Origin of the sequence: Azospirillum sp. (genome assembly GCF_035627195.1) — a bacterium.
In the GTDB taxonomy this organism is placed as follows: Bacteria; Pseudomonadota; Alphaproteobacteria; order Azospirillales; family Azospirillaceae; genus Azospirillum.
Window position 1 is genome coordinate 1 of the sequence record NZ_DASPMG010000272.1, and the last position, 14527, is coordinate 14527.

Consider the following 14527-nt stretch of genomic DNA (forward strand, 5'->3'; position numbering starts at 1 on the left):
TGGCGGCGGCGGCGGCGGCGGCTACGGCAGCGGCGGCGCTGGCGGTGTGTTCGGTGGTGGGGGTGGAGCCGGTAGTGTTGGCGATAGCGGCGCCGGTAGCTTCGGCGGCGGCGGGGGCGGCAACACCATTGTCAGCCGGACCGGCGGCGCGGGCGGCTTCGGAGCTGGCGGCGGCGGCGGTGAAACGGGTGGGGCGGCCGGCACCTTCGGCGGCGGCGGCGGCACCGCCGGTGGTGGTGGCGCGGCCCTCGGCGGCGCCGTGTTCGTCCGCGAGGGCGGTTCGCTCACCATCACCGACAGCGACTTCACCGGCACCTACAGCGTCACCGGCGGGTCGGGCGGCGCCGGCGGATCCCCCGGGACGGGCCAGGCGCAAGGCAAGGTCATGTTCCTGCACGGGACCGCGACAACCACCCTGAGCGTCGGGACCGGAAACACGCGCACGGTGTCCGACGGCGACGCGTTGGCCGGCGACGGCGCGCTGGCCAAGGCGGGCGACGGCACGCTCGTCCTGTCCGGCAGCAACGGCAACTTCACCGGCAGCGTCTCCGTCGCTGCCGGCGTGCTCAACATCCGCAACGCCGGCGCGCTCGGCACGACCGCCGGGGGAACCTCCGTCACCTCCGGCGCGGTGCTCCAGCTCCAGGGCGGCATCACGGTCGGAACGGAGGCGCTGACGCTGAACGGCGACGGTGTCGGCGGCAGCGGCGGCGCGCTGCGCAACGTGTCCGGCACCAACAGCTTCGGCGGCGCCATCACGCTGGGATCGGCCGCCCGCATCGAGGCCGACACGGGGTCGGCGCTGACGCTGAGCGGCGACGTCTCCGGGGCCGGCAACGCCCTGACCGTCGGCGGTGCCGGCGACGTCACCCTGTCCGGCGCGATCGCCACGGGCACCGGAACGCTGACCAAGGAGGGGGCGGGCACGCTCGTCCTGTCCGGGGCCAGCAGCTACACCGGGGCGACCACGGTCGGCGCCGGCACGCTGCGGGTCGACGGCACGCTGGATTCCGCGGTGACGGTGCAGAGCGGCGGCACGCTCGGCGGCTCCGGCAGCGTCTCGGCGGCGGTCGGCGTGGCCAGTGGGGGCCAAATTGCACCCGGCAACAGCCCGGGCCGGATCACCACGGGCAACCTCGACCTCGACGCCGGGGCGACCGCGGTCTTCGAGATCGACGGCGCCACCGCCGGCACCCAGCACGACCAGATCGCCGTCACCGGCACCGTGGACGTGACCGGTGCCACGCTGTCGACGGTGTTCGGCTTCACCTCGTCGCTGGGGCAGACCTTCACGCTGATCGCCAACGACGGCAACGACGCGGTGACCGGCACCTTCGCCGGCCTCGCCGAGAGCGCCACCTTCACGAGCGGCGGCCGCACCTACCGGATCAGCTACGCCGGCGACACCGGCAACGACGTGACGCTCACCGACGTGCTGCCGCCAGCCCCTCCCAGCAACGACGGCGGCGGTGGCAGTGGCAGCAGCGGGCCGACCAGCGGGCCCGACCTGCTGACGGGCGGCAGCGGCGCCGACACGATCGAGGGGGGTGCCGGGGCCGACACGCTGATCGGCGCGCAGGGCGACGACAGCCTGCTGGGCGGGGACGGGGCCGACCTGGTCTACGGCAACGAGGGGGCCGACACGCTGCAAGGCGGCGAGGCCGTGGACACCCTGTTCGGCGGCCAGGGCGACGACGTGCTGTTCGGCAACCAGAGTGCCGATGCGCTCGTCGGCAATCTGGGCAACGACACGCTGTTCGGCGGCCAGGGCGACGACGGGGTGTCCGGCGGCGAGGGCGCCGACCTGCTCCACGGCAACGCCGGGGACGACGCGCTGTACGGCAACCAGGGCGCCGACACGCTTAACGGCGGGGTGGGCCTGGACACGCTGTTCGGCGGCCAGGACGGGGACGTGCTCTCCGGCGCGGAGGGGGACGACGTGCTGGCCGGCGGCCTCGGGGCGGACACGCTGGCCGGCGGGGCGGGCGCCGACGTGTTCCGCTACGGCGCGCGGGCGGAGGGCGGCGACACCATCCTCGACTTCACGGCGGGCGAGGACCGGATCGCGGTGGTCGGCCCGAACTTCGGGAACCTGCCGGCGGGGGTGTTGTCGGCGTCCAACTTCGCTCTGGACGCGGCGGCGGACGGCGACGACTGGTTCGTCTTCAACACCACGACCGGGGTGCTGTCGTTCGACGCCGACGGGTCGGGGGCGGGGGCCGCGGTGGCGATCGCCACGCTGAACGTCCGCACGCTCGCCGCGTCCGACATCACGATCCTGGCGGCGTAGGGGGGTGCCGAGGCTCGTGCGCCAACCTTCATGCTCGCCAGCATGCCCCTTCAGCGGGTAAGCATGGGGCATGTCCTCCGACGTCTCCTACTCCGGCATCCGCCCGATCCTCGCCGTCGTTCAGCCGAACGGCGAGCGGCTGATCGTCGCGCGCCTGACCAACGTGGGCGCCAGCAGCCAGTCCAACCGCTTCGTGCTGCGCCGCATCGACTTGAAGGCGCCGTGGGAGCAGCCGGAGAAGGGCTATTTCGGCTACGCCGAGGTCGCCCGCGCGCTGGACGCCAACGGCTGGCGCGGCTGCAAGATCGAGGCGATGCCCACCACCGACCCCGACGAGGTCCGCGCCCGGTCCCTGGCGCGGCGCAAGCTGCACCTGCAGTGCGTCGACGCCGCCATCCGCCGCGCGCAGGACGGTGGGGGCTGAAGGACCCTTCAGGGTTCCCATCGCCGTGGCGGCGCCATATATCGGAGGAACCACCGAAGGGAGAGAGTTGATGACCCGCAGCGCCGCCGCCGAAAGCTCTGCCGAACATCCCCTGGGCGCGCTGCCCGAATGGGACCTGCGCGACCTCTACCCGGCCATGGACGCGGCCGAGCTGAAGGCGGACCTGGAGCGCATGGAGGAGGCCGCCCGCGCCTTCCACCAGCGTTATTCCGGCAAGGTCGCGGCGCTGGACGGCAACGCGCTGGCCGCCGCCATCAAGGAGTACGAGCGCATCGACGAGGTGCTGTCCCGCGTCATGTCCTACGCCGGGCTGGTCTATTCCGGCAACATGGCGGACCCGGCCATCGGCAAGTTCTACCAGTCCGCGCAGGAGCGGGTGAACGGCATCTCCACCAACCTCGTCTTCTTCACCCTGGAGATCAACCGCATCGAGGAGGGCGCGCTGCAGGCGGCGCTGAAGGCCTCCAAGGATCTCTCGCACTGGGGGCCCTGGCTGCGCGACGTGCGGCTGTACCGCGAGCACCAGCTGTCCGACGAGCTGGAGCGGCTGCTGCACGAGAAGCACGTGGCCGGCCGCGCCGCCTGGAACCGCCTGTTCGACGAGACGATCGCCGGCCTGCGCTTCCCCATCGGCGGCAAGGACCTGACCTGTGCCGAGGCGCTGAACAAGCTGTCCGACCGCGACCGCGCCGTGCGCAAGGAGGCGGGCGAAGTGGTGGGCAAGGTGCTGGGCGACAACATCCGCCTGTTCGCGCTGGTCACCAACACGCTGGCCAAGGACAAGGAGATCGAGGACAAGTGGCGCAACTACGCCCGCCCCGTGTCGTCGCGCAACCTGTCCAACCGTGTCGAGGACGAGGTGGTGGAGGCGCTGCGCTCCGCCGTCAAGACGGCGTACCCGGACCTGTCGCACCGCTATTACCGGATGAAGGCGCAGTGGTTCGGGCAGGAGCAGCTGGACTATTTCGACCGCAACGCGCCGCTGCCCGACGACGCCGACCGCACCATCCCGTGGGGCGAGGCGCGCGACCTCGTGCTGGGCGCCTACGGCCGCTTCTCGCCGGAGCTGGCGTCCCACGGCAAGCGCTTCTTCGACAACGCCTGGATCGACGCGCCGGTGCGGCCGGGCAAGGCGCCGGGCGCCTTCGCCCACCCGACGGTGCCCAGCGTCCACCCCTACCTGCTGGTCAACTACCAGGGCAAGACGCGCGACGTGATGACGCTGGCGCACGAGCTGGGGCACGGCGTGCACCAGATCCTGGCCGGGCGCCAGGGGCACCTGCTGTCCGACACGCCGCTCACATTGGCCGAGACGGCGTCGGTGTTCGGCGAGATGCTGACCTTCCGCGCGCTCCTGGAGTCCGAGACCGATCCCAAGCGCCGCAAGATCATGCTGGCGACCAAGGTCGAGGACATGCTGAACACGGTGGTCCGCCAGATCGCCTTCTTCGACTTCGAAACGCGCGTCCACGACGAGCGCCGCGAGGGCGAACTGACGCCCGAACGGCTGGGCGAGATCTGGATGGCCGTGCAGACGGAAAGCCTGGGGCCGGCGCTGCGCTTCGACGAGGGCTACGCCAACTACTGGGCCTACATCCCGCACTTCATCCACTCGCCCTTCTACGTCTACGCCTACGCGTTCGGCGACTGCCTGGTGAACTCGCTCTACGCCGTGTACCAGGACGCGGAGAAGGGCTTCGCGGAGAAGTACCTGGCCATGCTGCAGGCCGGCGGCACGCTGCGCCACAAGGAACTGCTGGCCCCCTTTGGCCTGGACGCCGGCGACCCGGCCTTCTGGCAGAAGGGGCTGGGCGTCATCCGCGGCTTCGTCGACGAGCTGGAGGCGGCCGGCTGAGATCCTTCCGGCTGACATTCTTGATGAAGATCAAGTAGCCCTAGTTCAAGGGTGGTTATTGTCCCTCCAGATTCTACTCCGGAGGTTCTATGACCACCCTCATCCCGCTCGCCTGGGACGCGTCCCTGGAGGTCGGCAACGCGATCATCGACGCCGACCACAAGGAGACGGTGGAGCTGCTGGCCGAGGTGAACGCGGCCGACGACGCCGCCTTCCCGGCCCTGTTCGCCGCGTTCGCCCAGCACCTGCGCGACCACCTCGCCCGCGAGGAGGCGCTGATGGACCAGTACGGCTTCCCGCCGGCCCCCATCCACAAGCACGAGCACAACCGCGTGCGCCTGGAGCTGGAAGGCATCGAGAAGCGGCTGGCCGCCGGCAACCTGATGCTGGCCCGCGGCTACGCGCGCGAGGCGGTGCCGGAGTGGTTCATCAACCACAAGAACACGATGGATGCCGCCACCGCCGCCTGGATCCGCAGCCAGGGCGGCTGAAGCCGGGGCGTCCGAGGGGGCACGGGACGGCCGCGTTCAGCGCGAACAGGGGACGCCCATCGAGGAGTTCCAGGTCGTGTTGCACACGTTGCCGTCCGTCCATCGGCTGCTGGTCACCCGGACGAAGCGGGGCTTGATCCCGGTGAGGTTGGCGCCCTGCAGGCTGCAATGGTACACGACGGCGGACGACAGGTCGGCACCGGCCAGATTGGCCCCGACCAGGACGACGAAGTTCAGTCTGGCCTCCTTCAGGGTGGCGCCGACCAGGTTGACGCCGCTCCAGTCCGATTCCGACACCAGGGCTCCGGTCAGGTTGGCGCCCGCCAGATTGGCGGACCTCAGGGTGACGCCGCTCAGCGCTGCGCCGCTCAGGTCGGCCTGACGCAAGTCGGCTCCGGTCAGGTCCAGGTCGCTCAAGTGGACGCCGTTCAGCTTGGCGTTGGGACAGACCACGCGGCGGGCGGTCAGGTCGCAGCCGTTGACCTCCTGCGCGCCGGAGGGTGCGGCGAGCAGCGGCAGGGCAAGGGCGGCCAGGAGAAGTGCCACGCTTTTCGGCACGGGCATGTCGATGGTCCTTTTTTGGTGGGGATGTGCCGTCCTCCCTTGGTGTCCGGGGCGGGGCGGAAGTTCCCGGATTTTCCGCGGGGGCATCCTCCCTCCCGCCGGCCCCTTGTCGGCGGCGGGTTTCGCGCCATTCCTTTTCAGGAGACAACCGGAAGAGGATGGTTCCGCATGGCGTCGCTCCGCGTCCTGGCCTTCGCCGGGTCCCTGCGCAAAGGGTCGTTCAACCGCGCGCTGCTGCGCCTTGCCGGGGAGGTGGCGCCGAAGGACATGGATTTGCAGTCCTTCGACCTCGCCTCTATCCCGCTCTACAACGGCGACGTGGAGGCGGAGGGGCTGCCGGAATCCGTGCAGCAGTTCCGCGACCAGATCCGCGCCGCCGACGCGCTGCTGATCGTGACGCCGGAGTACAACTACTCCATCCCCGGCGTGCTGAAGAACGCCATCGACTGGGCCTCGCGCCCGCCCGCCCAGCCGTTTGCCGGCAAGCCGGTGGCCATCATGGGGGCGGGCGGCGGGCTGGGCACCGCGCGCAGCCAGTACCATTTGCGCCAGGTCTGCATGTCCCTGGACATGCACCCGCTGAACAAGCCGGAGGTCCTGGTCCGCATCGCCGAGGCCTTCGAGAAGAACGGCACCCTGAAGGACGAGGCGGTGCGCGCCAAGGTCACCGACCTGCTGGACGCGCTGCTCGCCTGGACCCGCCGCGTGCGGGGGGAAGGGTAGGGGCGGTCAGGACTGGCACTGGTGCGGGGGCTGGTTGGCGAGGATGCAGCGGTCCATCGGGTCCATGACCCGGCGCAGCGACAGGGGCCGCATGTCGGTCCACACCCGCTCGATGAAGGCCAGCACGTCCGCCTTCAGCCCCTGGAACCCGGCCGAGTTCCAGCCCAGGGGCAGATCCCGGTGGGACGGCCAGAGCGAGTATTGCCATTCGTGGTTGTATATGGCCGTGTAGATCGTGGTGTCCTCCCGGTCCGGCCATTGGGCAGCGGCGGGCAGCGACGTGGACATCATGCCCAGGGCCAGCAGCAGGGGCATCAGGATCCGCTTCATCATCATGCTTCTCTCAGGTTGGGAATTGCCTCTCTACCCCGTTTGTGACTGGCGCGCGGGAAAAGTTCCCGATGCGCCGTTCGGGGGACGGTGGAAGGCCGGGGGCGGAGGGGCTATAGTTCACCACGGAGCGCGGGAGGATCCCATGGGCAAGAGCGTCACGGCCGAAGTGGACGACGCGGTGCTGGCATCGCTGGTCGAGCGCGCGACGCGCAACGGCCGCTCCCTGGAAGAGGAAGCCGGCGCCATCCTCGCCGCCGCCGTCCGGCCGGAGCGCGCGGCGCTGGTCGAGGAATTGCGGCGGGAGCAGGACGAGTTGGCCGCCAAGTACGGCGTTCTCTCCGACAGCACGCCGCTGATCCGCGAATGGCGGGACCAGTTGGGCGGTAGATTGGGTTAAGGCGCAGCCGCAAACCCAACGTCCGTGCGTCGCGGGTGCGTTGGGTTTTCGCTGGTGCTCAACCCAACCTACGTATCCCGCCTCAGAACGCGTAGCGCAGGCCCACCTGCACGCCGTGCGCGCGCAGGCGCGCTTCGGTGCCGTCGATGTTCAGGATGCGCCAGGCGCCGCGGCGCAGGCGGGGGGCCTCGCCGGCGTGGGTCTGCATGCGGCCCAGATCCATGAAGCGGTAGGCCACGTCCAGCACCAGACCGTCGCCCAGCACGATCCCCGTGCCCGCCGTCAACTGCCACGCCAGCGAGGTGTGCCAGCCCGACGGCGTCCACACGCGCTGGTCCAGCGTGGGGAAGGACAGCTCCATCCCCTCCACCCGGTTGTAGGACAGGCCGAAGCCGCCGCCGACATACGGCTCGAACACACTCCACCGCCCGAGGTCGATGTAGCCGTTGATCATGCCGGTCAGGGTGCGGGCCTTGGCGCGCAGCGGCTCGTCGCCGGCCAGCAGGAAGCCGGACTCGCCCTCGAACCGCCAGCCGGGGCGGTAGGTGACGGTGGCGTCGAAGCGCAGCATGGGCGCCACGCGGTAGCCCACGCCGGCCCCGAACCCGACGCTGCCCTTGAAGTCGCCCGAGCCGTGGGTGGCGCAGCCGTAGAGCGGCACCCGCGTCGGGTCGGTGCCGCCGCAGTCCCAGTCGTGGAAGTCGCCCGGGCGCGACCAGTCGTGCGACAGGTCGGCGCGCAGGTACCAGCCCTGTTCGGCCGCTCCGGTTCCGCCGGCCGCCAGCAGACCCGTCGCCATCCCTGCCGCCACACCCACCAACACGCGCTTCATGATGCCCCCTGCCGGTTCAGTCGGGGCACCCTGCCCAAGCAGCGGCCGGCGGTCAACTCGGCAACCCCGGAAAAAGGAGCCGGCGCCTGCCCCAAAATTTTTCCCTCTTTGCGACGCCAAGGGGGGATAGGATGGCTTGCCGGAGAGGAAAGAGGGTTACCCCATGCGCATCGCTTGCATCTACTCGCTTGAAAGCTACACGTCCGTCGTGCGGCCGTTGCCGCACTGGAACTACTTTCCGTTCGGGCTGAGCATGATCGCGGCGGTGCTGGAGCGCGCAGGCCACACCGTGGAATGCTGGGTCATCTGCCCCGGCAGCGATCTTTCGGCGGTGGCTGACGACATTCTCGTCCGGTTCGGGGCCGAAGTGGCGGCATGCACGGCGGTGAGCACGCAGTTCCCGATCATCGAACGGTTCGCCAAGCTGCTCAAGCAGCGCTCGCCGGCCCTCCACACGATCCTGGGTGGGCATCACGCCACGCTGGCGTCGGAAGCGGCTATCGCCTCCCCCTGGATCGACACGATCTGCGTGGGCGAAGGCGATCAGGCGGTCGTGGCCTACGCCGACGCGCTGGCCGCGGGCCGGCGCCCGACCGGCATTCCGGGCCTGTGGGTCAAGGACCTGGAAACCGGCGAGATCGAAAAGACGCCGCCCGTTCCCTTCTATGCCGACCTCGATTCCCTCCCCTTCGTCAACCGCGACCACTGGAGCCGATGGGTGAACAACCCTGACCGGTCGTCGGTGATCGTGCTGGGGCGCGGCTGTCCGTTCCTGTGCACCTACTGCTCCAATCACGCGCTGAAGTCGGTGACGACCGGGAAGTTCGTGCGCTTTCGCTCGCCGGACAACGTGATGGCCGAGATCGAGCAGTTGGCCGCCGCCCTCCCGGAACTGGAGTACGTCTATCTGGAAGTCGAGACGATCGGCGCCATCCCGCGCTACGCCATGGAGTTGAGCGAGCGCCTGGCAGCCTTCAACGCTGGCCGGGAGCGGCCGGTCCGCTTCGGCACCAACCTGAGCGTCACCACGCGGCTGGTGTCCGACGCGCAGGAACTGGAACGCTTCTTGGCCGCGCTCGCGCGTGGCAACATCACGTCCGTCAACATCGGGCTGGAATCCGGGTCGGAGCGCATCCGCAACGAGATCCTGAAGCGCCCCCGATACACCAACGCGGACATCATCGCCTTCTGCCAGGCGGCGCGCCGGCACGGCATCAACGTGCACCTCTTCGTGCTGCTGGGCCTGCCGACCGAGACGCCGGCCGAGTTCGCGGAAACCGCGGCCGTCGCCCGCGACTGCCAGCCCGCCGACTTGTTCCTCTCGATCTTCTACCCCTATCCCGGCACCGACCTGTACCGGATGGCGCGCGAGATGAACCTGTTCGACCCCAGTCGCATCCGCCCCACCGCCGAACGCAGCCGCGCCTATCTGGACCTGCCCGGTTTCCCGAAGTGGCGCATCATGCTCGAGTACTCGATCTTCTATTACCGGGTGTACCGCGGTCGCTGGCCGATGACACGGATCCTGGCCTATTCGGTCCGGCAGGTGCTGAACTGCGTTCCGGCCCTGGTGTCTCTGTTCCGCTTCGCCGTCGACCGCAGCCCGCTGCTGCGCCAGGTCCGCCGGATCCTGAAGGCCCGCATCGCCGCTCCGGCCGCCTGACCGATCGGCAGGTGCCCCTGGTCGGGCGGTCCTTGCCGCCCCACCTGAACGGCATGTCGAACACCGAAGAGAACCGATTGGGCGGCCGGCTGGCGCGGTATGCGCGGGTCGGCACCGCCGTGGGCGGCCTTGCCGCCCGTTTCGCCGGGGAACGCGTGCTGGGCATCCCGCTGGAGCGCGAGCGCCACGCGGCCGAGCTGCGCGCGGCACTCGGCGGCCTCAAGGGGCCGCTGATGAAGGTGGCGCAGCTCCTGTCCACCATCCCCGACGCCCTGCCGCGCGAGTACGTGGCCGAGCTGTCGCAGCTGCAGGCCGACGCGCCGTCCATGGGCTGGCCCTTCGTCAAGCGCCGCATGGCCGCGGAGCTGGGCCCCACGTGGCAGGCGAAGTTCCGCAGCTTCGAGCGCGCGGCCGCGGCGGCGGCCTCGCTGGGGCAGGTGCATAAGGCGGTCGGGCTGGACGACCGGCGGCTGGCCTGCAAGCTGCAATACCCCGACATGGCGTCGGCCGTGGAGGCGGACCTGCGCCAGCTGCGGCTGATCTTCGCGCTGTTCGAGCGCTCGGACAGCGCCATCTCCACCACCAAGATCCACCAGGAGATTTCCGCCCGCCTGCGGGAGGAGCTGGACTATGAGCTGGAATCGCGCCACGCGTCGCTGTACCGCGCCATGCTGGCCGACACGCCCGGCGTGCACGTGCCCGCCGTGGTGCCGGAGCTGTCCACCAAGCGCCTGCTGACGCTGGAGTGGGTGGAGGGCCGCCGCATCCTCGACCACGTCGCCGACCATCCGGAGCAGCGCAACGAACTGGCGATGAACATGTTCCGGGCGTGGTACGTGCCCTTCTACTACTACGGCGTCATCCACGGCGACCCGCACCTGGGGAACTACACGGTGCGCCCGGACGGCTCCATCAACCTGCTGGATTTCGGCTGCATCCGCGTGTTCCACCCCAGCTTCGTCAAGGGTGTGATCGACCTGTACAACGCGCTGCGGGCCGAGGACGAGGAGGCGGCGGTCGAGGCCTACCGCACCTGGGGCTTCGCCAACCCGTCGAAGGAGCTGGTGTCGGTGCTGAACATCTGGGCGCGCTTCGTCTACGCCCCCATCATGGACGACCGCACCCGCAAGATCGAGGAGACCAACGCCGGCCACTACGGCCGCGAGACGGCGGAGAAGGTGCACGCCCAGCTGCGGCGCGTCGGCGGCGTCGAGGTCCCGCGCGAGTTCGTCTTCATGGACCGCGCGGCCATCGGCCTGGGCAGCGTCTTCCTGCACCTGAAGGCCGAGGTGAACTGGTACCGGCTGTTCCAGGACCTGATCAAAGACTTCGACGTCACGGCGCTGGAACAGCGGCAGACCACGGCGTTGACCCGGCACGGGGTGCCGCTGCCGGCGTGACGGACAAAGCCCCTCCCCCTTAACGGGGGAGGGGCTTCTCCTCGCGTCAGTGCGCCTCGGCCCAGCTGTCGCCGATGCCGGCTTCGGCGACCAGGGGCACGCCGAAGCTGGCGGCACCCTCCATCACCTCGCGCACGATCCGTGCGGCGGCCTCGGCCTCGGCGGCGGGGACCTCGAACAGCAGTTCGTCGTGCACCTGGAGGAGCATGCGCGCCGGGTTGCCGGCCGCCGCCAGCGCCGCCGGCACGCGGGCCATGGCGCGGCGCATCACGTCGGCCGCGGTGCCCTGGATGGGGGCGTTGATGGCCTGCCGCTCGGCAAAGGCGCGCCGCGCGGCGTTCTTGTCGTGGATGCCGGGGATGAAGCAGCGGCGGCCGAACAGCGTGCAGACATAGCCGTGCTTGCGCGCGAAGACCTTGGTCTCCTCCATCCAGCTCTTCAGCTCGTGGAAGCGCTCCAGGTAGGCCTTGATGAAGGCGTTCGCCTCGCCCGGCAGGATGCCCAGCTGGCGGCCCAGGCCGAAGCCGGAGATGCCGTAGATGATGCCGAAGTTGATCGCCTTGGCCTTGCGGCGGATCTCCGACGTCATCTGCTCCATGGGCACGCCGAAGACCTGGCTGGCGGTCATGGCGTGCACGTCGACGCCGTCGCGGAAGGCGGCCTTCAGCGCCTCGATCCCGGCCATCTCGGCGACCAGCCGTAGCTCGATCTGCGAATAGTCCACCGACAGCAGCTTGTTGCCCGGCTCGGCCACGAAGGCGCGGCGGATCTTGCGCCCCTCCTCGTTGCGCACGGGGATGTTCTGCAGGTTGGGGTCGGTGGAGCTGAGGCGGCCGGTGTTGGTCAGCGCCATGGAGAAGCTGGTGTGGATGCGGTCATTGGCATCCGCCTGCTCCTGAAGCGCGTCGGTGTAGGTGCTCTTCAGCTTGGCCAGCTGGCGCCAGTCCAGCACGCGCTGGGCGATGTCGTGGCCCTGCTCGGCCAACCCCTCCAGCACGCTGGAGTCGGTGGAATAGGCGCCGGTCTTGCCCTTCTTGCCGCCGGTCAGGCCCATCGCGTCGAACAGGATCTCGCCCAGCTGCTTGGGCGAGCCGACGTTGAAGGGGCGGGGGGCCAGCTTGTGGATCTCCGCCTCGATCTGGATCAGGCGCTCGGCGAAGTCCTGCGACAGGCGGCGGAGTTCCGCGCGGTCGATGCGCACGCCGGCCAGCTCCATGTCCGCCACCACCGGGACCAGCGGGCGCTCCAGCGTCTCGTAGACGGTCAGCATGCGGGCGTCGAGCAGCCGGGGCTTCACCACCTGCCACAGGCGCAGGGTGACGTCGGCGTCCTCGGCCGCGTAGTCGCGGGCCTTGTCCAGCTCCACCCGGTCGAAGGTGATGCGCTGCTTGCCGGTGCCGGTGACCTCGTCGTACTTGATGGTGGTGATGCCCAGCAGCAGGTCCGCCAGTTCGTCCATGCCGTGGCCGTGCGAGGCGCCTTCCAGCGCGTAGGACATCAGCATGGTGTCGTCCACCGGCGCCACGCGGACGCCGTACCGGGCGAACAGCTGCCAGTCGAACTTGAAATTGTGGCCGACCTTGAGGACTGAACCGTCTTCCAGCACGTCCTTCAGGATGGCGATGGCCTCGCCGGGCGTCAGCTGCGTCGGCTCGGCACCGCCCAGCGCCAGCTGGCCGGCACCGTGCGGGTCGACGTGGCCGACGGGGACGTAGCAGGCCAGCCCCGGCTCGGTGCTGAGCGAGATGCCGACCAGCTTGGCGGTGGCGGGGGTGAGCGAGTCCGTCTCCGTGTCCACCGCCAGCACGCCGCCTTCCAGCGCGCGTCGCACCCAGATTTTCAGGGCTTCGGCGTCCTGCACCAGTTCGTAGCGCTTCTCCACGCCGTCGAAGGTGGGGCGGGGGCGGGCGGTGCGTTCGGCGGGACTCTCGCCCCCACCCTGACCCTCCCCCGCTGGCGCAGGGGAGGGGACGGCGGCCCCCTCTCCCGCAGAGCGGGGGAGGGATGGGGAGGGGGCGGAAGCGGCCGCGCCGTCCGTCAGCTTGCCGTCCTTATGCAGCTCGTTCTCCAGCCGCGTGACGATGGAACGGAAGCCCTGGGCGCGCAGGAAATTGACCAGCTTCTCGTGGTCGGGCTCGCGGACCTTCAGCTCCTCCATGGGCTTGGGAACCGGGACGTGGTCTTCCAGCCGGACGAGGCGCTTGGAGACGCGGGCCTGCTCGGCGAAGTCGATCAGCTTCTGGCGGCGGGCGGGCTGCTTGATCTCGCCAGCGCGGGCCAGCAGGGTTTCCAGGTCGCCGTACTCCAGGATCAGCTGGGCGGCGGTCTTCACGCCGATGCCGGGCACGCCGGGGACGTTGTCGACGCTGTCGCCGGCCAGCGCCTGCACGTCGACCACCTTCTCCGGCGGCACGCCGAACTTCTCCAGCACCTCGGCCTCGGCGATCATCTTGTTCTTCAGCGGGTCGAACATGCGCACGCCGGGGCGCACCAGCTGCATCAGGTCCTTGTCGGAGGACACGATGGTGACCTCGCGTCCGGCCGCGTTGGCGAGGCGGGCGTAGGTGGCGATCAGGTCGTCGGCCTCGTACCCCTCCAGCTCCAGGCAGGGCAGGCAGAAGGCCTCCGTCGCTTCGCGGATCAGGGCGAACTGGGGCTTGAGTTCTTCCGGCGGTTCGGGGCGGTGCGCCTTGTAGTCGGGGTAGAATTCGTTGCGGAAGTTCTCGCGCTTGGAATCGAAGACCACGGCGACCGAATCCGCGTGCAGGTCGGCCAGCAGCTTCATCAGCATGTTGGCGTAGCCCATCACCGCGTTCACCGGCGTGCCGTCGGGCCGCGTCAGGATGGGGATGGCGTGGAAGGCGCGGAAGATGAACCCCGACCCGTCCACCAGGTACAGCGGGCTCCCGTCCGCCACGGGCGCGGTGGGGGAGGCGGCGTCGGCGGCAGTGGCGGCGTCGGCGGCAGTGGCGGCGTCGGCGGCGGCGGTCTGGTCGGTCATGGTCTCGTCCCTTCTTTGGGACGCTAACTTGGCGGAACCGGCGCGGAGAGTCGAGGGGGCGGAACCGCCATCCCGTCATCCTGTTGGCACGGGGACCCGGAACCCCAGGAGGGCCACCATGAGCGACAACAAGCGCAACATCGACCGGGACGACATCGGAAACCAGGACGACATCGGCAAGGGTGGGCAGCAGGCGGCGAACCCCAGCCAGGGCAACCAGTCGCCCACCGGCACCGGCAGCCACGCCGCGCACGGCCGCGAGGCGGCCGCGGAAAACGCCGACAACAAGGCCAAGGGCAACGAAGGGCGGCTGTCCGGCTACGGCAAGGGCAACACGCGGCCGGAGACGGGGCGGAACTGAGCGGCTCTTCAAGCCCCTCTCCCCTCGCGGGAGAGGGCTATCGCATCTGAGTAAAGCGCTCTCCGCCTGTTGACCTGAAGGAAGAGACCGAAGTGGCCTTTTCCTTCAGGAGACGCGCGATGCAGTCGCTCATTGAGATTTTCCGAGAGGTTCGCGATCCGCGCGACCCGAA

The 14527-nt window shown here is 69.8% G+C and carries 13 protein-coding genes; 9 read left to right on the top strand and 4 right to left on the bottom strand.

The annotated features are described in order from the left end of the window. The 4 genes from VED21_RS25180 to VED21_RS25195 form a co-directional block, all read left to right on the top strand. On the top strand, positions 1–2290 hold a 2290-nt coding region (locus tag VED21_RS25180; RefSeq protein ID WP_324887215.1), incomplete at its 5' end, for an autotransporter-associated beta strand repeat-containing protein. A 70-nt stretch (positions 2291–2360) separates the two neighbouring features. Continuing rightward, the gene (locus VED21_RS25185) at positions 2361–2714 is read left to right on the top strand and encodes a hypothetical protein (protein WP_324887217.1); all 354 of its coding nucleotides are present in this window, start codon (positions 2361–2363) and stop codon (positions 2712–2714) included. Positions 2715–2784: 70 nt separating this feature from the next. Further along, positions 2785–4590 carry a M3 family oligoendopeptidase gene (locus tag VED21_RS25190; RefSeq protein ID WP_324887219.1) on the top strand — a complete coding sequence of 602 codons (1806 nt, stop codon included), beginning with the start codon at positions 2785–2787 and terminating at the stop codon, positions 4588–4590. 89 nt (positions 4591–4679) lie between these two features. Next, on the top strand, positions 4680–5081 hold the full coding sequence (locus VED21_RS25195) for a hemerythrin domain-containing protein (protein WP_324887221.1): 402 nt from the start codon (positions 4680–4682) through the stop codon (positions 5079–5081). A 36-nt stretch (positions 5082–5117) separates the two neighbouring features. Here the strand turns inward: VED21_RS25195 and VED21_RS25200 are convergent, their stop codons facing one another. Further along, positions 5118–5645 carry a pentapeptide repeat-containing protein gene (locus VED21_RS25200; RefSeq protein WP_324887223.1) on the bottom strand — a complete coding sequence of 176 codons (528 nt, stop codon included), beginning with the start codon at positions 5643–5645 and terminating at the stop codon, positions 5118–5120. 168 nt (positions 5646–5813) lie between these two features. Between VED21_RS25200 and VED21_RS25205 the strand changes: the two genes are divergently transcribed. Continuing rightward, positions 5814–6368, top strand: coding sequence for an NADPH-dependent FMN reductase (locus tag VED21_RS25205; protein WP_324887225.1), 555 nt, complete (start codon positions 5814–5816; stop codon positions 6366–6368). Between the two features lie 6 nt (positions 6369–6374). On the opposite strand, the gene VED21_RS25210 is transcribed toward VED21_RS25205, so the two are convergent. Continuing rightward, positions 6375–6704: an MbtH family protein gene (locus VED21_RS25210; RefSeq protein WP_324887227.1), complete on the bottom strand. Its 330-nt coding sequence runs from the start codon at positions 6702–6704 to the stop codon at positions 6375–6377. A gap of 139 nt (positions 6705–6843) precedes the next feature. Between VED21_RS25210 and VED21_RS25215 the strand changes: the two genes are divergently transcribed. Beyond that, on the top strand, positions 6844–7098 hold the full coding sequence (locus VED21_RS25215; RefSeq protein WP_324887229.1) for a FitA-like ribbon-helix-helix domain-containing protein: 255 nt from the start codon (positions 6844–6846) through the stop codon (positions 7096–7098). A gap of 82 nt (positions 7099–7180) precedes the next feature. On the opposite strand, the gene VED21_RS25220 is transcribed toward VED21_RS25215, so the two are convergent. Beyond that, positions 7181–7930, bottom strand: a complete 750-nt coding sequence (locus VED21_RS25220) for an outer membrane protein (RefSeq protein WP_324887231.1) — start codon at positions 7928–7930, stop codon at positions 7181–7183. A 163-nt stretch (positions 7931–8093) separates the two neighbouring features. Here VED21_RS25220 and VED21_RS25225 point away from each other — a divergent pair, with 163 nt between their 5' ends. Together VED21_RS25225 and VED21_RS25230 are read left to right on the top strand one after the other, a co-directional pair. Beyond that, positions 8094–9593, top strand: coding sequence for a B12-binding domain-containing radical SAM protein (locus VED21_RS25225; RefSeq protein WP_324887233.1), 1500 nt, complete (start codon positions 8094–8096; stop codon positions 9591–9593). 53 nt (positions 9594–9646) lie between these two features. Then, the gene (locus tag VED21_RS25230) at positions 9647–10993 is read left to right on the top strand and encodes an ABC1 kinase family protein (protein WP_324887235.1); all 1347 of its coding nucleotides are present in this window, start codon (positions 9647–9649) and stop codon (positions 10991–10993) included. Positions 10994–11039: 46 nt separating this feature from the next. On the opposite strand, the gene polA is transcribed toward VED21_RS25230, so the two are convergent. Then, positions 11040–13994 (bottom strand): DNA polymerase I, encoded by a 2955-nt coding sequence (polA, locus tag VED21_RS25235; RefSeq protein ID WP_324887237.1) that lies wholly within the window; start codon positions 13992–13994, stop codon positions 11040–11042. Between the two features lie 118 nt (positions 13995–14112). On the opposite strand from polA, the gene VED21_RS25240 reads away from it, so the two are divergent. Then, complete coding sequence (locus VED21_RS25240) at positions 14113–14355, top strand: hypothetical protein (RefSeq protein WP_324887239.1); 243 nt, start codon at positions 14113–14115, stop codon at positions 14353–14355. Positions 14356–14527: the final 172 nt, after the last annotated feature.

Excerpts from the sequence above, each read along its gene's own strand:
- VED21_RS25185 (WP_324887217.1), top strand. The coding sequence starts at position 2,361 with ATGTCCTCCGACGTCTCCTACTCCGGCATCCGCCCGATCCTCGCCGTC.
- VED21_RS25190 (WP_324887219.1), top strand. The coding sequence starts at position 2,785 with ATGACCCGCAGCGCCGCCGCCGAAAGCTCTGCCGAACATCCCCTGGGC.
- VED21_RS25195 (WP_324887221.1), top strand. The coding sequence starts at position 4,680 with ATGACCACCCTCATCCCGCTCGCCTGGGACGCGTCCCTGGAGGTCGGC.
- VED21_RS25200 (WP_324887223.1), bottom strand. The coding sequence starts at position 5,645 with ATGCCCGTGCCGAAAAGCGTGGCACTTCTCCTGGCCGCCCTTGCCCTG.
- VED21_RS25205 (WP_324887225.1), top strand. The coding sequence starts at position 5,814 with ATGGCGTCGCTCCGCGTCCTGGCCTTCGCCGGGTCCCTGCGCAAAGGG.
- VED21_RS25210 (WP_324887227.1), bottom strand. The coding sequence starts at position 6,704 with ATGATGATGAAGCGGATCCTGATGCCCCTGCTGCTGGCCCTGGGCATG.
- VED21_RS25215 (WP_324887229.1), top strand. The coding sequence starts at position 6,844 with ATGGGCAAGAGCGTCACGGCCGAAGTGGACGACGCGGTGCTGGCATCG.
- VED21_RS25220 (WP_324887231.1), bottom strand. The coding sequence starts at position 7,930 with ATGAAGCGCGTGTTGGTGGGTGTGGCGGCAGGGATGGCGACGGGTCTG.
- VED21_RS25225 (WP_324887233.1), top strand. The coding sequence starts at position 8,094 with ATGCGCATCGCTTGCATCTACTCGCTTGAAAGCTACACGTCCGTCGTG.
- VED21_RS25230 (WP_324887235.1), top strand. The coding sequence starts at position 9,647 with ATGTCGAACACCGAAGAGAACCGATTGGGCGGCCGGCTGGCGCGGTAT.
- polA (WP_324887237.1), bottom strand. The coding sequence starts at position 13,994 with ATGACCGACCAGACCGCCGCCGCCGACGCCGCCACTGCCGCCGACGCC.
- VED21_RS25240 (WP_324887239.1), top strand. The coding sequence starts at position 14,113 with ATGAGCGACAACAAGCGCAACATCGACCGGGACGACATCGGAAACCAG.